At 72.7% G+C, this 20,863-nt stretch carries 18 protein-coding genes; 9 read left to right on the plus strand and 9 right to left on the minus strand.

Annotation, left to right across the window (positions count from 1 at the left end; all coding sequences use genetic code 11):
• Positions 1 to 138: 138 nt before the first annotated feature.
• Positions 139 to 663 carry a hypothetical protein gene (locus ACWCV9_RS27695; RefSeq protein WP_450790538.1) on the plus strand — a complete coding sequence of 175 codons (525 nt, stop codon included), beginning with the start codon at positions 139 to 141 and terminating at the stop codon, positions 661 to 663.
• 15 nt (positions 664 to 678) lie between these two features.
• On the opposite strand, the gene hemC is transcribed toward ACWCV9_RS27695, so the two are convergent.
• The 3 genes from hemC to ACWCV9_RS27710 form a co-directional block, all read right to left on the minus strand.
• Positions 679 to 1,620 carry a hydroxymethylbilane synthase gene (gene hemC, locus ACWCV9_RS27700; protein ID WP_450790540.1) on the minus strand — a complete coding sequence of 314 codons (942 nt, stop codon included), beginning with the start codon at positions 1,618 to 1,620 and terminating at the stop codon, positions 679 to 681.
• Positions 1,621 to 1,769: 149 nt separating this feature from the next.
• Entirely contained in the window at positions 1,770 to 2,726 is a 957-nt protein-coding gene (locus ACWCV9_RS27705; RefSeq protein WP_450790565.1) for an ATP-dependent DNA ligase, read from the minus strand.
• Between the two features lie 153 nt (positions 2,727 to 2,879).
• A complete protein-coding gene (locus tag ACWCV9_RS27710) occupies positions 2,880 to 3,692 on the minus strand; it encodes an EamA family transporter (RefSeq protein WP_450790567.1) in 813 nt (270 codons plus the stop codon).
• Between the two features lie 153 nt (positions 3,693 to 3,845).
• Here ACWCV9_RS27710 and ACWCV9_RS27715 point away from each other — a divergent pair, with 153 nt between their 5' ends.
• From ACWCV9_RS27715 to ACWCV9_RS27730, 4 genes are all read left to right on the plus strand, one after another.
• Positions 3,846 to 4,709, plus strand: coding sequence for a LysR family transcriptional regulator (locus tag ACWCV9_RS27715; protein ID WP_450790542.1), 864 nt, complete (start codon positions 3,846 to 3,848; stop codon positions 4,707 to 4,709).
• Positions 4,710 to 4,781: 72 nt separating this feature from the next.
• A complete protein-coding gene (locus tag ACWCV9_RS27720) occupies positions 4,782 to 5,162 on the plus strand; it encodes a DoxX family protein (protein WP_450790543.1) in 381 nt (126 codons plus the stop codon).
• Positions 5,159 to 5,626, plus strand: coding sequence for a peroxiredoxin (locus tag ACWCV9_RS27725; RefSeq protein ID WP_450790545.1), 468 nt, complete (start codon positions 5,159 to 5,161; stop codon positions 5,624 to 5,626). Before ACWCV9_RS27720 ends, ACWCV9_RS27725 begins: the two co-directional genes overlap by 4 nt.
• A gap of 54 nt (positions 5,627 to 5,680) precedes the next feature.
• The gene (locus ACWCV9_RS27730; protein ID WP_450790546.1) at positions 5,681 to 8,011 is read left to right on the plus strand and encodes a SpoIIE family protein phosphatase; all 2,331 of its coding nucleotides are present in this window, start codon (positions 5,681 to 5,683) and stop codon (positions 8,009 to 8,011) included.
• A gap of 51 nt (positions 8,012 to 8,062) precedes the next feature.
• Here ACWCV9_RS27730 and ACWCV9_RS27735 read toward each other — a convergent pair whose 3' ends face one another.
• The gene (locus ACWCV9_RS27735; protein WP_450790547.1) at positions 8,063 to 8,671 is read right to left on the minus strand and encodes a DNA polymerase ligase N-terminal domain-containing protein; all 609 of its coding nucleotides are present in this window, start codon (positions 8,669 to 8,671) and stop codon (positions 8,063 to 8,065) included.
• 181 nt (positions 8,672 to 8,852) lie between these two features.
• Here ACWCV9_RS27735 and ACWCV9_RS27740 point away from each other — a divergent pair, with 181 nt between their 5' ends.
• A complete protein-coding gene (locus ACWCV9_RS27740) occupies positions 8,853 to 9,917 on the plus strand; it encodes a LacI family DNA-binding transcriptional regulator (protein ID WP_450790569.1) in 1,065 nt (354 codons plus the stop codon).
• On the opposite strand, the gene ACWCV9_RS27745 is transcribed toward ACWCV9_RS27740, so the two are convergent.
• The 4 genes from ACWCV9_RS27745 to ACWCV9_RS27760 are packed head-to-tail and all read right to left on the minus strand — an operon-like array spanning position 9,880 to position 14,508.
• On the minus strand, positions 9,880 to 11,283 hold the full coding sequence (locus ACWCV9_RS27745) for a glycoside hydrolase family 32 protein (RefSeq protein WP_450790549.1): 1,404 nt from the start codon (positions 11,281 to 11,283) through the stop codon (positions 9,880 to 9,882). The two genes, ACWCV9_RS27740 and ACWCV9_RS27745, sit on opposite strands and share 38 nt — an antisense overlap.
• Positions 11,280 to 12,134, minus strand: coding sequence for a carbohydrate ABC transporter permease (locus tag ACWCV9_RS27750; protein ID WP_450790551.1), 855 nt, complete (start codon positions 12,132 to 12,134; stop codon positions 11,280 to 11,282). The genes ACWCV9_RS27745 and ACWCV9_RS27750 overlap by 4 nt, the downstream gene beginning before the upstream one ends.
• 14 nt (positions 12,135 to 12,148) lie before the next feature.
• Entirely contained in the window at positions 12,149 to 13,102 is a 954-nt protein-coding gene (locus ACWCV9_RS27755; RefSeq protein ID WP_450790553.1) for a carbohydrate ABC transporter permease, read from the minus strand.
• Positions 13,099 to 14,508: an extracellular solute-binding protein gene (locus ACWCV9_RS27760; protein ID WP_385840989.1), complete on the minus strand. Its 1,410-nt coding sequence runs from the start codon at positions 14,506 to 14,508 to the stop codon at positions 13,099 to 13,101. The genes ACWCV9_RS27755 and ACWCV9_RS27760 overlap by 4 nt, the downstream gene beginning before the upstream one ends.
• A 120-nt stretch (positions 14,509 to 14,628) precedes the next feature.
• On the opposite strand from ACWCV9_RS27760, the gene ACWCV9_RS27765 reads away from it, so the two are divergent.
• Positions 14,629 to 16,191: a glycoside hydrolase family 32 protein gene (locus tag ACWCV9_RS27765; protein WP_450790555.1), complete on the plus strand. Its 1,563-nt coding sequence runs from the start codon at positions 14,629 to 14,631 to the stop codon at positions 16,189 to 16,191.
• A 7-nt stretch (positions 16,192 to 16,198) separates the two neighbouring features.
• Here ACWCV9_RS27765 and ACWCV9_RS27770 read toward each other — a convergent pair whose 3' ends face one another.
• On the minus strand, positions 16,199 to 17,701 hold the full coding sequence (locus ACWCV9_RS27770) for a metallophosphoesterase family protein (protein WP_450790557.1): 1,503 nt from the start codon (positions 17,699 to 17,701) through the stop codon (positions 16,199 to 16,201).
• Positions 17,702 to 17,866: 165 nt separating this feature from the next.
• On the opposite strand from ACWCV9_RS27770, the gene ACWCV9_RS27775 reads away from it, so the two are divergent.
• On the plus strand, positions 17,867 to 18,517 hold the full coding sequence (locus tag ACWCV9_RS27775; protein ID WP_450790558.1) for a CatB-related O-acetyltransferase: 651 nt from the start codon (positions 17,867 to 17,869) through the stop codon (positions 18,515 to 18,517).
• A gap of 241 nt (positions 18,518 to 18,758) precedes the next feature.
• A partial coding sequence (locus tag ACWCV9_RS27780; protein WP_450790559.1) for a M4 family metallopeptidase occupies positions 18,759 to 20,863 on the plus strand: 2,105 nt, incomplete at its 3' end.

Raw genomic sequence — 20,863 nt, forward strand, 5'->3', positions numbered from 1 at the left:
CCAAAACGGATTCTTCCTGGGCAGCGCTTGATCACCGATCAAAGCGGGCGAACCGCCTGGCCACAGCGCATTCTGCTCATTTGACAGTGCGCTCAGCACACAGATAGACAGCAGCTCTCGAAGGTCGAGAGGGGCACTGTGTACGAGCCGAACGTGGTCGGTGACTGGCACGAGTACGACGAGCAGGCCGGTCTGCGAGTCCGCGTCCACCGTCTGGAGGCGGGCGAACCACCGCGCGGACGCGACGACGCGGCCGCCGGTCTGACGTACTTCAGTGTCCGGGTGACCGTCGAGAACCGTGGCGCGCGGCCCCACTGCATCCACCTCGAGGACGGTCAGCTCGACGTCCGGGTCGGCCCCGACGGCGAGGGTGCCTTCATCGACTGGCGCAACTCCCAGTTCATCGAGGGCTTCGACGTCTACCCGCTGCGCCGGGCCACCGCCGTGCTCTACGCCGCCGCCCCCGAGGCCGCACTCACCCATGTGGACGTGCAGGTGCAGCTGCGGGTGGACGAGGAGTGGGCCGAGCGCCGGCTGTGGACCGGCGGCATCGGCGTGCTGGAGGGCACCCCCGCCGCCGCCCCGGCCGGCACCGGGCAGGCCGGCCTCGCGCACCAGGTCAGTGCCTTCCTCAGGGAGCAGACGGAGCCCGGCACCCCCTGAGGCCCTGGACGGCGGTCAGTGCGGGATGCCGTCGATGATCTCCCGCGCCCCCTGCCGCAGCAGCGCCACCGCGACCGAGGTGCCGAGCGTGGCCGGGTCCAGCCGGCCCGCCCACTCGTGGGCGTTCAGCCGGATCTTGCCGTCCGGCGTGAACACGCAGGCCCGCAGGGAGAGTTCGCCACTGCGGTCCACGCGCGCGTACCCGGCGATCGGGCTGTTGCAGTGCCCTTGCAGCACATGCAGGAACATCCGCTCGGCCGTCGCCTCCCGGTGGGTGTCCGGGTCGCCGAGCCCGCTGACCGCCTCGATCAGATCGGTGTCGTCCTCGCGGCACTGGAGCGCCAGGATGCCCGCGCCGATCGGCGGCATCATGGTCTCCTCCGACAGCACCTCGCTGATCACATCGGTCCGGCCGATCCGCTCCAGCCCGGACACCGCCAGCAGCAGCGCGTCCGCCTCACCGGCGGCCAGCTTCTCCAGCCGGCGGTTGGCGTTGCCGCGGAAGGGCACGCAGTCCAGGTGGGGGTGGGTGGCGGCCAGTTGGGCGATCCGGCGCACCGAGGAGGTGCCGATCCGGGTGCCGGCCGGCAGCTCGTCCAGGGTGAGCCCGCCCGGATGCACCAGCGCGTCGCGGATGTCGTCCCGCTTCAGGAACGCGGCGAACACGGTCCCGGCGGGCAGCGGCCGGTCCGCGGGCACGTCCTTCACACAGTGCACCGCGAGATCCGCCTCGCCCGCCAGCAGGGCCGCGTCCACCTCCTTGGTGAACGCCCCCTTGCCCTCGACCTTGGACAGGTCGCCGAGCCACTTGTCCCCGGTGGTCTTCACCGGTACGACCTCGGTGCGCACCCCGGGATGCAGGGCGGCCAACTCGGCGCGGACCCGCTCGACCTGGGCCAGGGCCATGGGCGAGTCGCGGGAGACGATGCGAATCAGTTCGGGAACCGGCATGCGCACACGATAGACCCCTGCCGCACGGCCGTGGTTCCACAGCCGGTCCTTCGGGGACCCGCGCCCGGCCGGGACCCGGGGAGACCGGCCCGCTCAGCCGAGGCCCTCGGGCAGATCGGCCCGCTCAGCCGAGGCCCTCGGGCAGGTCGGCCCGCTCAGCCGAGGCCCTCGGGCAGGTCGGCCGCCGAGTCCTCCGGCCTGAGGTCCGGACGCAGCCGCAGCCACGACGGCTGGCGCAACATCCCGGCCCGGGTGCGGGTGCTGTAGCTGACCTCGCCGACCAGCCGGGGCAGCACCCAGTGGGCGCCCGCGATCCGCGGTACGGGATCGAAGGGGCATCGCTCGCTCGCCGCGTCCCGCAGCAGCCGGGCCAGCTCCGTGCGCTCGGCCTCGCTCCAGCCGGTGCCGACCCCGCCGACGTACCGCAGCCGGCCGCCCGCGTCCCGCTGGCCGACGAGCGCCGCGCCGGGCAGCCCGGTCAGCCGCCCCTTGCCGGGCAGCCAGCCGCCGACGATCACATCCTCGGCCCGCATGTTCCGGATCTTGATCCAGGCGCGGGAGCGCACCCCGGGCTCGTACACCGAGTCCAGCCGCTTGCAGACCAGGCCCTCCAGACCGTGTTCCCGGGTCGCCCGCAGCGCCTCGGCGCCGTGCCCGGTCACGGCGCCCGGCGTCGACCAGTGCGGACCGGCCAGCCGCAGCTCCTCCAGCCGCGCCCGCCGGCGTACCCACGGCAGCCGGATCAGCGGCTCACCCAGGTACGGCACGTCGAACAGCACCAGGTGCACCGGTACCTGGGCGGCCCGCCGCGCGGCCCGCGCGGGGGCGTGCGCGAGGCCCATCCGGCTCTGCAACAGCTGGAAGTCGGCCCGGCCCAGCTCGTCCAGGGCCAGCACCTCGCCGTCCAGTACGGCGGGCAGCCCGCCCAGCGCCCCGCCGATCGGCCGGAGTTCGGGATAGGCGCCGGTGATGTCCTCACCCGAGCGCGCCCGCAGCAGCACGCTGCCGTCGCCGGGCAGATAGACCATCACCCGCTGCCCGTCCTGCTTGGTCTCGTACGCCCACCGCGCGTCCTGACCGGCGGGCGGCAGGGCGCCGGGCGTGGCGAGCATGGGCGCGATCAGCGGCAGGGGTACGACGGTCACGGCTGAAGGTCTCGACCACTGTGCCCGCCTTCACGCGCCCCGCGGCACCGGTTCCCCTGAACGGCCCGTTCCCGGACGGCAGCGCACCTCCCGCGATCCCGCCCGCCGGGAGGCGGCCGCTCAGCTCCGCGTCGTCGCGATGCTCACCGCGTTGGCCGCCACCACCGCGCCGATGCCCGCCCACTCCGCGGCCCCCAGGCCCTGGCCCAGGATCGCCCAGCCGACCATGGCCGCAAGGACCGGGTTGACGCTCATGAAGAGGCCGAAGGTCTGCGCCGGCACATGGCGCAGGGTCAGCAGGTCGGTCAGGTAGGGCACCGCGGAGGAGAGCAGCCCGGCCGTCACGGCGCACAGCACGGCTCCGGCCGTCGGCGGATGGCGCAGCGCGACGACGATGCCGACGGGCAGGAACACTAGCGCGGACACCGTCGCGGCCGCCGCCACGCCCTGCGCGCCGGGGATGCGCCGGCCGACGACACGGTTGAGCAGGATGTACGACGCCCAGCAGGCCGCGGCGACCAGCCCGAAGGCCATCCCGGTGTAGTCGGCGGAGGGGCGCGGCCGCATCAGGACGACGACCCCCGCCCCGGCCAGCACCGCGCACCCCGCGTCCAGCCGGCGCCGTGACGCCGCCAGCGCGACGGTCAGCGGCCCGAGGAACTCCAGGGTCACGGCCAGCCCCAGGCCGATCCGGTCGACGGCCGTGTAGAGGCTGAGGTTCATGGTGCCGAAGACCAGGGCCAGCAGCAGCACCGGCCACCACTGCCGCCAGGTGAAGCCCCGCAGCCGCGGCCGGCCGACGGCGAGCAGGGCGAGTGCCGCGACGTACTGGCGCACCGCCACCACGCCGACCGGGCCGAGCACGGGAAAGGCCAGCGCGCCGACGGCGGCGCCGGTCTGGTTGGACAGCCCGCTGCCGACCATGGACGCCACTCCGGTCAGCCGCCGGGTCTTCGGCAGGGGGCTCTCGGGCGTCAAGGAGGGGGCCGGGGCAAGGGGTTCGGTGGCGCGTCGCATGCACGGGATCGTGCGCGGTGGGCCTGCTTGCGCAAAATGCATACGCCTATCGATCTATACGCTTAGCGTATGCATACCTCGGACATCGAGCTGCGCCAGCTGCGCTGTCTCGTGGCCATCGTCGACGAGGGCACCTTCACCGACGCGGCGATCGCCCTCGGCGTCTCCCAGGCCGCCGTCTCCCGTGCCCTCGCCTCCCTCGAACGCGCCCTGGGGGTACGGCTGCTGCGCCGCACCTCGCGCGAGGTGACGCCGACCGCGGCGGGCCTGCGCGTGGTGGCGCAGGCCCGCCGGGTGCTCGCGGACGTCTCCGACCTGGTCCGGGAGGCCACCTCGGGACACTCCCGGCTGCGCGTCGGCTACGCCTGGTCGGCGCTGGGCCGGCACACCGTCGCCTTCCAGCGGCGCTGGAGCGCGGCCCACCCGGACACCGACCTGCACCTGGTGCGGGTCAACTCGCCGTCGGCCGGGCTGGCCGAAGGCACCTGCGACCTCGCGGTGGTCCGCCGGGCACTGGACGACCGGCGCTTCGACACCGCCATCTTCGGCCTGGAGCGACGGCTGTGCGCGCTCGCCGCCGACGATCCGCTGGCCCGGCGCCGCTCGGTCCGGCTCGCCGAGCTGAGCGACCGACTCCTGCTCGTGGACCGCCGTACCGGCACGGCCACCCCCGAACTGTGGCCGCCCGGTGCCCGCCCCACCACCGAGGAGACGCACGACGTCGACGACTGGCTCACCGTCATCGCGACCGGCCGCGGGATCGGGGTGACCGCCGAGTCGACCGCGAACCAGTACCCGCGGCCCGGAATCGTCTACCGGCCGGTGCGGGACGCGGAACCCGTCGCCGTACGGCTCGCCTGGTGGCGCGACGATCCGCACCCGGCGCTCCAGGACGTCCTCGAACTGCTCACCGAGCTGTACCGCACCGGATGAGCCGGCGCGAACAAGGTCACTCCGGCCCTACCGTCCAGTAATATCCGGCGGCAGATCCCCAGAGGAGGCACCGTGTCCCGGTCCCAACGCTCACCCCTGCTGCTGGCCGGCCTGCTGGCCACGGCCGGCGTGGCCCATTTCGCCGTCCCGCGCCAGTTCGACGCCCTCGTCCCCCGCGCGCTGCCGGGCTCACCCCGGGCGTGGACCTACGGCAGCGGAGCCGTGGAGCTGGCCCTGGCCGCCGGGGTCGCCGCCCCCCGCACCCGCGCCGTCGCCGCCAAGGCCGCCGCGGCCTTCTTCGTCGGGGTCTTCCCGGCCAACGTCAAGATGGCCGTGGACTGGCGGCACCGGCCCGTGCCGCTGCGCACGGCCGCCCTCGCGCGGCTGCCCCTCCAGGTGCCGCTGGTGCTGTGGGCCCGCGGCGTCGCCCGGAACGGGGAGGGACGGTCATGACCGGACGCCTCCGCGTCGGGGACAAGGCCGAGGACTTCGCCCTGCCCGACGAGACCGGCACCACCCGCAGGCTCAGCGAGCTGCTGGCCGACGGCCCGGTGGTCCTCTTCTTCTACCCCGCCGCCCTCACCCCCGGCTGCACCGCCGAGGCCTGCCACTTCCGCGATCTCGCCGCCGAGTTCGCCGCGGTCGGCGCCCGGCCCGTCGGCATCAGTGGGGACACGGTCGACAAGCAGCAGGAGTTCGCCGGCCGGCACACCCTCGGCATGCCGCTGCTGTCCGACACCGACGGCACGGTCCGCGAGCGGTTCGGCGTCAGACGCGGCTTCTCCCTCGCCCCCACCAGGCGCGTCACCTTCGTCATCGCCCAGGACCGCACCGTCCTGGAGATCGTCCACAGCGAGCTGCGCATGAACACGCACGCCGACCGGGCCCTCGACGCACTGCGCGACCACCGGAAGTGAACCGGTTCGTTCCCGCGCTTGATGCGCGGGAACAAACGGAACATCCTGGGGCTTATGAAGCATGTCGCCGCAGTGGCGACCATCGATTCCCGCGGCACCGTCACCGGGTGGAGCGAGGGCGCGCAACTCCTCACCGGCCACTCCGCCGAAGACGCCGTGGGCCGGCCGGCCGCCGCACTGCTCGCCGAGGACATCCCCGCCGGCCTGCTCGCCGCCCGCTCCGGCCCTGTCGCCCTGCGCCACCGCGACGGAGGCCGCGTCGAGCTGACCCTCACCGCCTGCCCCCTGGCCGGTGCGGACGGCGAGCCCGCCGGCTTCGTCGTCACGGCCGAACCGCCCGGCGCCGCCCTGGCCGCCCAGGCCTTCCAGCAGGCGTCCATGTCCATGTCGGTCTTCGACCTCGGCCAGCGCTATCTGCGCGTCAACGAGACGGCCGGCCATGTCATGGGCGTCCCCGAGGAGGAACTGCTCGGCCGGCACTTCTCCGACACCGTCGACGTCGCCGAGCACAACCGTGGCTTCTTCGACCATCTGCGCCTGGTCGGCGAGACCGGACGGCCCGTACGCTACGAGAGCTTCACCAGCGCCCCCGCCCTCAACCGGGACCACGCCTGGACCACCGAGATGTGGCCGCTGCGCGACGAGAGCGGCGCGGTCACCGCCGTGGCGCTCGCCGCCTTCGACAGCAGCGACCAGTACTGGGCCCGGCGCCGCCTCACCCTCCTCAACGAGGCCGCCACCGCCATCGGCACCACCCTCGACGTCGTCCGCACCGCCGAGGAACTGGTCGAACTGCTCGTCCCCCGGTACGCCGACTTCGCCAGCGTCGACCTGCTCGACTGGGTGCTCGACGCGGACGAGCCCCCGATGATCGCCGACGGCAGTATCCTGCTGCGCCGCGTCGCCCACGGTTCCACCCACAGCGGCAACCCCGGCGCCGCCGTGCACCTCGGCGAGGCCGACTTCTACGAGCCCTGCTCACCGCCCGCACGCGCGGCCCGCGAAGGCCACGCCGTCCTCAGCCAGGCCGGCGAGCCGGATTTCGTCGAGTGGCTCAAGGAGCGCAACGCCCGCTCGCCCCAGGGCCGCCGCTTCCGGCAGGGCGCCCACTCGCTGATCGCGATGCCGCTGCGCGCCCGCGGCACCATCCTCGGCGTCGCCGTCTGCGTCCGCATGGAGCACCCCGAGGACTACGGCCCCGACGACGCCGTCTTCGCCGAGGAACTCGCCAGCCGCGCCGCCGTCTGCATCGACAACGCCCGCCGCTTCGCCCGCGAACGCACCACCGCCCTCGCCCTCCAGCACAGCCTGCTCCCGCGCGGACTGCCCGGCCAGGCCGCCGTCGAGGTGGCCCACCGCTATCTGCCCTGCAGCTCGCTGGCCGGCATCGGCGGCGACTGGTTCGACGTCATCCCGCTCTCCGGCGGCCGGGTCGCCCTGGTCGTGGGCGACGTCGTGGGCCACGGCATCCAGTCCTGCGCGACCATGGGGCGGCTGCGCACCGCCGTACGCACCCTCGCCGACGTCGACCTGCCGCCCGACGAACTCCTCACCCACCTCGACGACCTGGTCACCCATCTCGCCGCCGAGGACAGCGGGAAGGAGGTCGCCGAACTCGGCGCGACCTGCCTGTACGCCGTCTACGACCCGGTCTCCCGTCGGGTCGCCATGGCCGCGGCCGGACACCCCGCTCCGGCTCTCGTGCTGCCCGGCGGCGAGGCCGCGTTCCTCCCCATGACCGCCGGACCGCCGCTCGGCGTCGGCGGACTGCCCTTCGAGGCGACGGAACGCGACCTGCCCGAGGGCTCCGTCCTCGCCCTCTACACCGACGGGCTGATCGAGGACCGGGACCTGGACCTGGACGGCGCCACCGAGGAACTGCGCCGCGCCCTGAGCGCCCCCGCCGACTCCCTGGAGGCCCTGGCCGACAACGCGATCAAGGCCGTACTGCCCGAGCAGCCGGGCGACGACGTGGCCCTGCTGCTGGTGCGCACCCGCGCCCTCGGCACCGACCGCGTCGCCACCTGGGACGTGCCGGCCGACCCCGCCCAGGTCGCCCTGTTCCGGCAGGCCGCCGGCGAGCAGCTGGCCGCCTGGGGACTGGAGGAGGCCGCCTTCGTCACCGAACTCGTCGTCAGCGAACTCGTCACCAACGCCATCCGCTACGGCGAGCCGCCCATCCAGCTCCGACTGATCCGCGACCGCGCCCTCATCTGCGAGGTCTCCGACGCCAGCTCCACCTCGCCGCACCTGCGCCGCGCCCACGCCTACGACGAGGGCGGCCGCGGACTGCTGCTGGTCGCCCAGCTCACCCAGCGCTGGGGCAGCCGGCAGACCGGCAGGGGCAAGACGATCTGGGCGGAACAGGCACTGCCGGACACCTGATCGCCCGGAAGCGCTCCCGGGCCATCTCGCCGGGGGTCTGGACCGCGCCGGTCACTCCTCGCCGGCGGCCGCCGCGACCTGGGCCAGCGTGCGGCCGGTGCGCACCGAGCGGGCCCGCCGTGGGTCCGGGGTGCCGTGCCCCGCCGACCTCGCCGGGCCCTTGCGCACCAGCAGCCAGGCCACCTCCTCGTCCGGTCCGCCGCGGAACCGGGTGAGCGCGTACTCGCCGTGCAGCTTGTCGCCGTGCAGCCGGAAGGTGGCGTGCCCGCGCTCCAGCGACTCGGCGAAGTCCACCGGGCGGCCCCGGCGGTCATGGCTGAGCGGCTCGTAGGTCCCGCGGTCCCACACGATCACGGTGCCGCCGCCGTACTCGCCCTGCGGGATCACCCCCTCGAAGTCCTCGTACTCCAGCGGATGGTCCTCGGTCGGCACGGCCAGCCGTTTGTCCGCGGGGTCGCCGGAGGGGCCCTTCGGGACCGACCACGACTTCAGCACATCACCGACCTGGAGCCGGAAGTCGAAGTGCATCCGGCGCGCGTCGTGGATCTGCACCACGAACCGGGGCGCGCCGTCCCCGCCCGCCGCCCGCCCGGACGGCTCCCGGGTCCGCTCGAAGTCACGCTTGCCGCGGTACGTCCGCAGCCGGTCCTCCGCCGCCACCTGTGGCTCCTTCCGTCCAGCCCGCCGTACGCCGCCCGGGTACCCGTGCCGGGCCCGGTGACCACGTCGCCCCTGACCCCTCGGCCGTGTCCCGCGGCCCGGCGCACGGATAGGGTGAGCGGTGATCAGCCCCACGAGGAAAGCGGGCGAACACCGCGCAGGAAGGCGGGCGGCGGACGGCATGCACGGCGGTGCGGACGGCAACGGCACGGGCGGCGGACGGCCCACCTCACGGGACGTCGCGCGCCTCGCCGGCGTCTCGCACACGGCGGTCTCCTTCGTGTTCAACGGCCGCGCCGAGGGCAACCTCTCGCCCGCCACCCAGGAACGCATCCGGCAGGCCGCCGCCCAGCTCGGCTACCGGCCCGACCCGGTCGCCCGCGGGCTGCGCCGCCGCCGTACGGCCGTGATCGGACTGGTCACCGACGAGATCGCCTCCTCCCCGTTCGCCGGCCGGCTGCTGCGCGGCGCGATGGAGACCGCCTGGGACAACGACCACCTCGTGGTCACCGTGGACTCCGGCGGCGACCCGGCCAAGGAGGACGCGGCCGTCGCCGAACTCCTCGACCGGCGTGTCGACGGCATCATCTACGCCGCGATGTCCCTGCGCCGGGTCCGGGTTCCGGAGGGCCTGCACCGCATCCACTCCGTGCTCGCCAACTGCCTGCCCGAGGACGACTCGCTGCCCGCCGTCATCCCTGCCGAACGGGCCGGCGGCCGCAGCGCCGCGCGGCTGCTGCTGGAGGCCGGGCACCACCGGATCGCGTTGGTCGGCGGGCAGGACGACATCGCCTCCGTGGAACGGCTGCGGGGCTTCAGGGACGCGCTGCGCGCCGAGGGCATCACCGTGCCCAAGGAGTGGGTCGTCCGCACCGGCGGCGAGATCACCAGCGGCTACGAGGGCGCCGGCCGGCTCCTCGACGGCACCGACCCGCACCGCCGCCCCACCGGGATCTTCTGCTACAACGACCGGGTCGCGGCGGGCGTCCTGCACGCCGCGACCCGGCTCGGCATCCCCGTCCCCGAGGCGCTGTCCGTGGTCGGCTACGACGACCAGGAACACATGGCCGCCTTCCTTACCCCGGCCCTCACCACGGTCGCGCTGCCGCACCGGGCCATGGGCGAGACCGCCGCCCGGCTGCTCCTCGACGCCATCGACACCGGCCGCACCCCACCCGCCACGGTACGCCGCCTCGCGTGCCCCGTGGTCAGCCGCTCCTCGGTGGGACCAGCTCCCACCCACTGACCTCGGCGTCGCCGTCGACGGTCAGTTCGGGGATGTCGTCCGGGTGGCGGTAGATCCGCTCGGTGACCGAGGCCCGGTCTCCGGCGAACAGTTCGAGCAGTGAGCCGTCCACCAGCACCCGCACGTCGAGCCGCGGGGACGGCGGCACCCGCACCGTGACAGGTTCCGCTTCCCCGGCGCCCGCGCGGGGCCAGCCGCCGCGGTCCAGCACCACCGTGCCCGCCCGCGGGTCCACGTGGACCGTGACCGCCCGGTCCGCGGCCCGCAGCAGGGTGAGGACGGTCCGTCCGCGCGCGCTGACGGCGAGGTCGTACGACACCGGCAGCGGCACCCGGCGGCCGGGCGAGGTGACGAACGGCGCCGGGGCACGCAGGAGTTCCAGCTCCGGGGCCGGTGCGACGCGCAAGCGGCCGTCGGGGTGGACGTCGACGACCCGGGGTGCGGTGAGCGTGCCCGCCCACCCCGCTTCGCGTACCGCCGCCAGCTCCCGGGCCTCCCAGGACCAGCCCCACATCAGGGCCCGGTCGGCGTCCTGGCGGACCGCGGGGGCGTAGAAGTCCCGGCCGTGGTCGAGGCGGTCGCCGCAGCGGGGGGTGAAGCGCAGGCCACCCCTCCCGTCCGGTTCCAGGCGGCCCGTCAGATACGCCGTGGCGCAGGGGTCGCCGTCCCACAGCGACACCACCAGCACATGGTCGCCGCCCGCCGCCCGGATCAACTGCGGACACTCCCAGCCCACCGCCTTCGCGCCGAACGCCCCGGCCGCGACCGGGTCGTGGCCGTCCAGCAGGACACCGGCGAACCGCCACTCGGTCAGCACGGTGCAGTCGTAGAGGAGGACCGACGGCGTGCCCTCGGCGTGACCGGCGCCGACGAGGGCCCAGCGCCGGCCGGCGCAGCGGAAGACGAAGGGGTCGCGGAACATCACCACGCCCAGTCCCGGGGGCGCTGCCGCGACCACCGGGCGGGGCAGCGGCCGCCAGTGGAGCAGCCGCTCGTCGTCCGGGTCCGCCGCCCGGGCCAGGCAGATCGCACCGACACCGGTGTGCCCGTGGTCGACGCCGGTGTACACCGCCGTCGGCACCCCGTCGTCGTCCACCACGCACCCCGACCAGCAGCCCGCCTCGTCGGGGCCGCCCGGGACCGGCGCGAGGGCGATCGGGTGGTGCTCCCAGTGGACCAGGTCGGCACTGGAGACATGGCCCCAGTGGACGTTGGCGTGCACCGGGGCCGCCGGATTGTGCTGGTAGAAGAGGTGGTGGCGGCCACGCCAGAAGAACGGGCCATTGGGGTCGTTGATCCAGCCCGCGAGCGGGCGGACCCGGAAGCGGGGCGCGGCCGGGTCCGGGGCGGGAGCGAGCGGGTTCACCGGTTGACTCCCGCCGAGGTGATGCCCTCGCGCAGAGGACGCTGGCCGACGACGAACACCGCGACCGCGGGGATCATCGAGAGGACGACTCCGGCGAGGACGACGGAGATGGAGCCGGTGCCGAGGTTCCCCTGGAGCGAGACCAGGCCCAGCGGCAGCGTGTAGTTCTGGCCCGAGGTCTCCAGGATCAGCGGACGGAAGAACTCGTTCCAGTGGTAGTTGAAGGCCAGGACACCGACGATCGCCAGCCCCGGCCGGGCCAGCGGCGCGTACACGGACCGGAAGATCCGCCAGGGGCCGGCCCCGTCCAGCATCGCCGCCTCGCCGAGGTCCTTCGGCATGCCCAGGAAGTACTGGCGCATCAGGAAGGTGCCGAACGCGGTCGGGAACGCCGGAATGATCAGACCGAGCAGCGTGTCGGTCAGACCCATCGACTTCAGCACCAGGAACACCGGCACGATCGTGACCTGCAACGGCACCATCATGGTCGCCAGGACCAGCCCGAACAGCGGCTTCTTGAACCGGAAGTCGAGCCGCGCGAAGGCGTACCCGGCCAGCCCCGCCGTGATCATCTGGCCGATCGCGATCAGCGCGGTCACCAGGGTCGAGTTGAGCGCGAGCAGCCACACGTCGATCTGCTCGAAGACGCCGTGATAGGCGGCCGTGCTCGGATGGGACGGAACGATCTGCGGGGGCAGGTCGAAGGAGTCCGCGGGGGTGCGCAGCGAGGTGGACACGGTCCAGACGACCGGGCCGAGCGTGAGCAGCGCGCACACGGTCAGTCCGGCGATCCGCGCCCACGGCCCGAGTGCGTACCGGGCGCGGCCGACGGTCAGGGTTGCATGGCTCATGGGACTCACCCGGCTCACTGGTAGTGGACGAAACGCCGGCTGAGCCGGAACTGGACGGCGGTCACCGCCATGATCAGCACGAACAGCAGCACCCCGACCGCGGACGCCTCGCCGAAGCGCAGCTGCTCGAAGGCCTTCTCGTAGATGACCATCACCACGGTCCGGGTGGCGTCACCGGGCCCGCCGTTGGTGAGGACGTACGGCTGCTCGAAGACCTGGAGGGCGTTGATGATGCCCACCACCGACGCCACCAGCAGGGTGGGGGAGAGCAGCGGCAGGGTGACGGAGAGATGCTTGCGCAGCCCGCTCGCACCGTCGAGCGCCGCCGCCTCGTGGATCTCCTTCGGGATGTTGTTGAGCCCGCCCACGAACAGCAGGAACGAAAAACCGAACTGCTGCCACACATACACGATGATCACCGTGGCCAGCGCGCCCCGCTCCGAGGTCAGCCAGGGCACAGGAGCGAGCCCGAACAGCCCGATCAGCCAGTTGACCACCCCGAAGTCCTGGTTGAACAGGTACTTCATCACGACCGAGATCGACGCGGCCGACAGCACCAGCGGAAAGAAGAACGCCGAGCGGAAGACCGACCGCAGCCACCCCGGCATCCGCCCGTTGAGCGTGAGCGCGAGCGCCAGCGCGATCAGCAGCTGCGCCGCGACCGCGAGGACCATGAAGACGAGCGTGTTGCGGAAGGACACCAGCACGGTCGCGTCGGTGAACACCTCCCGGTAGTTGGCCCCTCCGGCGAACCGGGGCGGGTCGATCACGTTCCAGTGGAACAGGCTCAGCACGACCGAACCGACGATCGGTACGACCGTGAAGACCACGATGCCGACCACCGTGGGCGCCAGGAACAGCGTCGCCAGCAGCCGGGTGCCCCGCTCGCGCGCCGGGCGCCGCGCCACGACCGGAGCCGGCACCGCCGCGGCCCGTGCCCGCACGGCGGGGATCTCGGTGTTCGTCATACGTCACGCTCCATGGCCTTCTCCAGATCCCCTTGCAGCCGGCGCAGCGCCGGCCGGACCGAACGCGGACTCGCCAGTGCCGTCCCGGTGTGCTTGAGCAGCGCCTGCGTCACCTCGGCGACCTGCGGCGGGGCCGGGATGGGCCCGGTGTCGGGGAACCGGTCGAGGGTGTCGTAGAAGACCCGCCAGTGCGCCGGGCCGGTCTCCCGGTAGCGCTCCGGGCTCAGCATCGAACGGCGGGCCGGAGTCGTCTGGTTGGTGGTGAACAGCTCGGTCAGGGTGTCCCGCCGGGCCGAGTACTTGATGAACTCCCAGGCCGCGTCCTGCTTGCGGGAGGTGCGCAGCAGCGCGTACCCGGCCGCGCCGAACTGGTGGCGCTGGGTGCGCCAGCGCGGGAAGTACTGCACGTCGAAGCCGTCGGACCGCAGCCCGGCCAGATGCAGCCCGCCCGCCCAGAAGCCACCGGCCGGGGTGACCCCGACCCGGCCGGTGGAGAACACCCCGATCAGGTTCTGCCCGTTGCCCCCCTCGGGCCGGGTGCACAGGCCCTCCTGGACCAGCGCGGCGAGATAGTCGTACGCCTCCTCGACCCGGTCGGCCGTGGCCTGCGGTGTCGTCCAGCGGAAGCCGCCGCCCCGCCCGCGCCGCTGGGCCGCGGGATAGAAGGCGTCCCACAGCCAGGAGCCGCCGGGCGCCTTGGACTCGGCCAGCAGCCCGGTGCCGTTGGCGAAGAGCCACGGCACCACCCCGCCCCACAGCCGGTTGGTCCAGAAGTACGGCGTGAAGTGGGAGTCGCCCGCCTTCTTCATCCGGCGCAGCAGCGCGGTGAAGTCGTCGCGGGTCCAGTCCGCGGCCGGGAAGTCCGCGCCCGACCGCTCCAGCACCCGGGTGTTGAGGTACATGTCGGCCGCGTTGAACTCCACCGGCAGCTGGTAGAGGCTCCCCTCGTACATCATCGACTCCACCAGCGAGGGATGGACGTCGGCGAAGTACTCCCGCAGCTCCCCGGCGTCCCGCCGCACCCAGGGGTCCAGCGCCACGCCCAGGTGCCGGGCGAACAACTGCACCCCCTCGGTGGCCACATAGACCAGGTCGGGTGCGGTGCCCGCCGCGATCTGGGTGAGGATCTTCGCGAAGAAGTCGGACCAGTCCACGGCCTGGACGGCGTTGACGCGGACCTTGATGTCGGGGTGCAGCCGCTGGAAGCCGTGGACAAGGGCGCGGACCCCCGCCGGGGAGAACGCGGAGCCCAGGGTCGCCACGACGAGGGAGCCGTCGTTGCGGCCGGGAATGTCGTTCCCGGTGAGGCGGTCCCAGCTCGCGGCGGTGCCGGCCAGCGCCGCGGCACCGGTGCCGTAGGCGCCGTAGCGCAGCAGGGCGCGGCGGGAGAGGAGCGAGTCGGTCATCCAAGCGCCTAACTCGTGTTAGCCAAGGGGTGATGCCCAGATCATGGGAAGCGGCCGACGGCGCTGTCAAGGTGCGGGAAACCTTGACCTTTAACGAGTTAGGTCTACAGTCCTGGTCCCATGAACCGACTGAGCCCGACGAGAAGAGCCCTGTTCGCCACGGCCGCCGCCGGAGCCGGTGCGGCTCTGCTGCCCACGGCGCCCGCGCAGGCGAAGCCCGGCCGCACTCCGGCCCGGGGGTGCGCAAGCTACCGGGCCGGCTATCACTTCACGGTCCCCGACCAGTGGAAGAACGACCCCCAGCGACCCGTCTGGATCGACGGCGAGTACCACTACTACTACCTGTACAACGCCGACTACCTGGACGGCGAGACGGGCACCGCCTGGCGCCTGGCCACCAGCACCGACCTGGTCTCCTTCACCGACCGGGGGATCGCCGTACCGAAGGACACCACCGTCAACGGCGATGTGTGGTCCGGCTCGGCGGTGGTCGACACCGAGGGCACGGCGGGCTTCGGCGCGGGCGCGGTGATCGCGCTGGTCACCATGTCGCCCGGCGGCGGCACCGACCACCAGGAGCAGTTCCTGTACTGGTCCGTAGACGGCGGCCGCACCTTCCGCAACGACGGCACCGCCCCGGTGCTGGCGAGCCCGGGCCCCGGCGCCGACTTCCGCGACCCCAAGGTCGTCCGCGACGACGACCGCGGCCGCTGGGTGATGGCCCTCGCCGAAGGCGCCGCGATCGGCTTCTACCACTCCACCGACCTCAGGTCCTGGACCCGTGCGGGCGGCTTCCGCACGGAGGGCCTCGGCACCCTCGAATGCCCCGACCTGTTCCGCATCACCGCCGACGACGGCTCCCTGACGACCTGGGTGCTGGGCGCGAGCGCCGACGGCACCGGCTCCGGGCGGCCCAACACCTATGCATACTGGACCGGTTCGTTCGACGGGAGCACCTTCACCGCCGACTCCACCGACCCCCAGTGGCTCGACCACGGATGGGACTGGTACGCCGCGGTCACCTTCGAGAAGCGGCGCGCGGACGGCTCCGTCGACCCCGCCGCGCGCTACGCCCTCGGCTGGCTCAACAACTGGGCCTACGCCCACACCACGCCCACCATCGACGCGGACGGCTTCAACGGCACGGACTCCGTGGTCCGCGAGATCGCGCTGCGCAGGGCCGCCGACGGCACCTGCTACCTCGCCTCCCGGCCGGTGCCCGCCCTGGACGCCTATGCCAGCCGTACGGTCCGCCTCGGCGACCTGACCGTCGACGGCCTCCGCCCGCTGGACTACACCGGCATCTCCTACGAACTGACCACGGAGATCAGCTGGTCCCGACTCACCGGCGCCGGCGTGCAGGTGCGGCGCTCACCGGACGGCGGCCGGCACATCGACGCCGGGGTCTGGGGGGACTACGCCTTCCTCAACCGGCGTGGCAGCGTCAACCCCGACACCAGCGGCGGCCGGCAGGAGAGCCGCAGCCCCTTCGACCCGTCGGGCGGCCGGGTGCGGCTGCGGATCCTGGTGGACCGCACCAGTGTCGAGATGTTCGTCGACGACGGCCGGTATGTGCACTCCGCCGAGGTGTTCCCGTATCTGGTCGACCACCGCCTGGCCCTGTTCGCGGCCGGTGGTACGGCCGTCTTCCGGAACACGGTGATCCGGGAGTTCACGCTCTGACCGTGAGTCAGTGCAGCGGGATGACGACCTCGTCCTCGACCGGTGGGTGCAGTTCCTGCGCGCGGTTGCCCGTCGCGGCGAAGCAGCGCAGCCGGACCGCCTCGGCGGTGACGTCCAGGCGCAGGAAGCACTTGAAGAACGGCGGGCTGTAGGTGGCCGAGGACGGTGAGAACAACTGGGTGTACATCTTCTTCACCGGCAGCCGGAACCGGGAGCTGCGGTCCGGGCGCCCACCGCTGCCGAGCAGACTCGCCACCAGCCGGGTGCGCCGGGTGACGCGGGCGTCCGGGCCCGGGGCGCGGCCCGGCTCGATGCCCAGACGCTCGGCGACCACGGCCGTGGCCTCCGCCTCGGTCAGGGTGAAGAACCGGCGCAGCCCGAGCCGGCGGCCGTACAGGCGGCTGTAGAAGGCCAGCGAGTCACCGCGCAGCGGGTAGCAGCGGAACGCGTCCTCGGTGACCCCGCCGACCGAGACCCGGGGGATGGTGTGCGTGGCGTGCATGAACGCCCCGCCGCCGCCCGCGACCACGTACTGGACGGTGCGGCCCGCCACATCGACGGGATACCGCTGGTAGTTGTGGATGTCGCCGCCGATCGCGGCCACATAGCGGTGCGCCGGGTCGCGGACGACGTCGTCCACCGTGCCACCGCCCTCGATGGGGCACGGGTGGTGTTCGCCGTCGACGTACAGCGGGGAGCCGGTGACGAGGATCTTCGGCTTCGGGTCCCGGGACACCTCGCGCAGCCAGGCGCCCTGTTCCGCGTCGAGCGTGCCCAGCAGCCCGGTGTCGATGCCGACGATCCGGACCGGGCCCGCGTCGATCGCCCAGTACGGCCCCGGCTGTTTGGCCTGTTGCCCGGGCGCTGCGCGCAACGCCCGTGCGGCGGCCAGGCGTTGCTCGTCGGCCGGCGCCGGCCGGTGCCACAGCAGGGCGCGCCACCAGGCACGGGTGAGCGGGCGGGGCCGGGGCTCGGCATCGAGCGGCGGGGTGTCGGCGCAGAACACCCGCATGAAGGCGCCGAGGTCCTCGTACCAGTCGTGGTTCCCGGGTATCGCGTAGATCGGCGCGGGATAGTCCTGGTACGGCCGGAAGAACTTGGTGCCGTAGTCGTCGGCGCTGCCGACCGGATAGATGACGTCGCTCGCTATGACCGCGAACTCCGTGTCCCGGCCCTCTTTCAGAAGGCCCGGCACGACCGCGTACTGGGAGGCGTCGCCCTCGCCGGTGTCCCCGATGACCAGGAAGGAGAACCGGTCGGGGACCTCCCGCCGGATCACCTTGTCGGCCGGGGCTCCCGCCGCCTCCCGCCGTGCCACCCACCGGCTGCGGGTACGGCCGGTCGGGTCGCCGAACCAGGACGCCAGCACGCCGTTGCGGGCGGCCCACAGGACGCGCGGATTCAGCCACGACAACTGCTCGACCCGGTCGGGCATCAGCTCGGTGTAGGTGCCGCGTTCGGCAGGGCCCCAGCCGGCGCCCTGTGCGGTATCGCGTGAGGATTCAGACACCGGTGCACCGTAACAACGCGCCGGCCCGTGATCCCTTGCCGGGTGCCGCCCCAACGACCCGGAGGGCGCGCCGTGTTGCGCCGACGGAAACCGATGGCCGGAGACGGGCGAGTCCCGCGATCATGGACCGGACGCCGACCGCCCCCGCACGAGGAGCCGCTGACCATGCCTGTACCCGCCGACCCGACCGTGCTGCATCCGATGCCCGAGCAGCCCCGGGTGGTGCTGCTGAAGCCGCTGGTGAAGTCCCCGCTGATCGAGGTGGGGGAGTACTCGTACTACGACGACCCGGACGACGCGACCGCCTTCGAGACGCGCAACGTGCTCTACCACTACGGGCCGGAGAAGCTGATCATCGGCAAGTTCTGCGCGCTCGGCACCGGGGTGCGGTTCATCATGAACGGCGCCAACCACCGCATGGACGGCCCGTCGACGTTTCCCTTCCCCATCATGGGCGGCTCGTGGTCCGCGCACTTCGATCTCCTCGGCGGCCTGCCGAACCGTGGGGACACCGTCGTGGGCCACGACGTCTGGTTCGGCCACGGAGTGACGGTGATGCCCGGGGTGCGGATCGGACACGGCGCGATCATCAGCACCGGTTCCGTCGTCACCCGCGACGTGCCCGACTACGGCATCGTCGGCGGCAACCCGGCCGAACTCGTCCGCACCCGCTACAGCGAGCGGGACATCGCCCGGCTGCTGGCGGTGGCCTGGTGGGACTGGCCCGCCGAGCACATCACCGGACACGTGCGGACGATCATGTCCGGCAGCATCGCCGAACTGGAGGCGGCAGCACCGGACATGCCCTCCGCATGACGGTTCCCGCCCCGGGAAACCGCCACCGGGCCCGCCGCGCACGGCCATAGGGAAAACCCTCGATTGACCTCGCGTGGGGTGACATGGCCGAGTCAATCCTGTCATCCTCCTCCGCAACACTGATCCTCCCCACGCTCTTCACGGACCACGGTCCCGCACAGCTCAGTTAGCCCGGGCAGCAGACCCGTCTGCCCGGTCTGTCACCGGCCGCGACCCGGCGGCCGCAGTATGAGGAGTACGAGTGAGACCCCACGCACCCCTTCCTCAGGGACGTCTTCCCCAGGGACGTTCCGCCCGCAAGCGGGCCACCGTCGGAGCCGCCCTGGTCTCCGCCGCGGCCTTCCTCGCCGTAGGCGTCCAGGCGGTCCCGGCGACCGCCTCGCCCACCGTCCACCCCAGCCCCCTGCGGGCCGGCGGTCTGGAGGCCAGGCTCAGCCCGGCCCAGCACCACGCCCTGCTCCAGAGCGCCCGGCAGCAGGCCGCCGCGACCGCCCGCACCCTCGGGCTCGGCGCCCAGGAGAAGCTGGTCGTCAAGGACGTCGTCAAGGACAACGACGGCACCGTGCACACCCGCTACGAGCGCACCTACGCCGGACTCCCCGTCCTCGGCGGCGACCTCGTCGTGCACACCCCGCCCGCCTCGCTGGCCGCCGGGACCGTGAGCACCACCTGGAACAACAAGCACCGGATCAAGGTCGCCTCCACCACCGCGACCTTCACCAAGGCCGCCGCCGAGTCCAAGGCGCTCAAGGCCGCCAAGGCGCTCGACGCCAAGAAGCCCACCACCGACAGCGCCCGCAAGGTGATCTGGGCCGGCACCGGCACCCCCCGGCTCGCCTGGGAGACGGTGATCGGCGGCTTCCAGGACGACGGCACCCCCAGCCAGCTGCACGTCATCACCGACGCCACCACCGGCAAGGAACTGCACCGGTTCGAGGCGATCCAGACCGGCGTGGGCAACACCCACTACAGCGGCCAGGTGTCGCTGACCAGCACGCAGTCGGGCTCGACGTACACGCTGAACGACACCACGCGCGGCGGTCACAAGACGTACAACCTGAACCACGGCACCTCCGGCACCGGGACGCTGTTCTCGCAGAGCAACGACACCTGGGGCGACGGCACCAACTCCAACGCCGCCACCGCGGGCGCCGACGCCGCCTACGGCGCGCAGGAGACCTGGGACTTCTACAAGAACACCTTCGGCCGCAGCGGCATCAAGAACGACGGTGTCGCCGCCTACAGCCGGGTCCACTACAGCAGCAGCTATGTCAACGCCTTCTGGGACGACAGCTGCTTCTGCATGACCTACGGCGACGGCTCGAACAACAACGACCCGCTGACCTCGCTGGACGTGGCCGGCCACGAGATGAGCCACGGTGTCACCTCCAACACCGCCGGCCTGGACTACAGCGGCGAGTCGGGCGGCCTGAACGAGGCGACCTCCGACATCTTCGGCACCGGCGTGGAGTTCTACGCCAACAACAGCTCGGACCCCGGTGACTACCTCATCGGCGAGAAGATCGACATCAACGGCAACGGCACCCCGCTGCGCTACATGGACAAGCCCAGCAAGGACGGCAGCTCCGCCGACAGCTGGTACTCCGGTGTCGGCAACCTGGACGTGCACTACTCCTCGGGCCCGGCGAACCACATGTTCTACCTGCTGTCCGAGGGCAGCGGCACCAAGGTCATCAACGGGGTGACCTACAACAGCCCGACCTCCGACGGTGTCGCCGTCACCGGCATCGGCCGGGCCGCGGCCCTCCAGATCTGGTACAAGGCGCTGACGACGTACATGACGTCCAGCACCGACTACGCGGGCGCCCGCACCGCCGCGCTCAACGCGGCCGCCGCCCTCTACGGCACCAACTCCACCCAGTACGCGGGCGTCGGCAACGCCTTCGCCGGCATCAACGTCGGCAGCCACATCAACCCGCCGAGCAGCGGCGTCACGGTCACCAACCCGGGCAACCAGTCGTCCACCGTCGGCACCGCGGTGAGCCTTCAGATACGGGCGAGCAGCACCAACAGCGGCGCGCTCAGCTACAGCGCCTCCGGTCTGCCGGCCGGCCTGTCGATCAACAGCTCCACCGGTCTGATCTCGGGCACGCCCTCCACCGCGGGCACCTACCAGGTCACGGTCACCGCGAAGGACTCCACCGGCGCCACCGGCACGGCCACCTTCACCTGGACCGTCGGCTCCGGCGGTGGCGGCGGCTGCACCTCCACCCAGCTGCTGAGCAACCCCGGCTTCGAGTCGGGCAGCACCGGCTGGACCGCCACCAGCGGGGTCATCACCAACGACACCGGTGAGGCGGCCCACGGCGGCTCCTACAAGGCCTG

This window comes from Streptomyces sp. NPDC001606 (assembly GCF_053596835.1).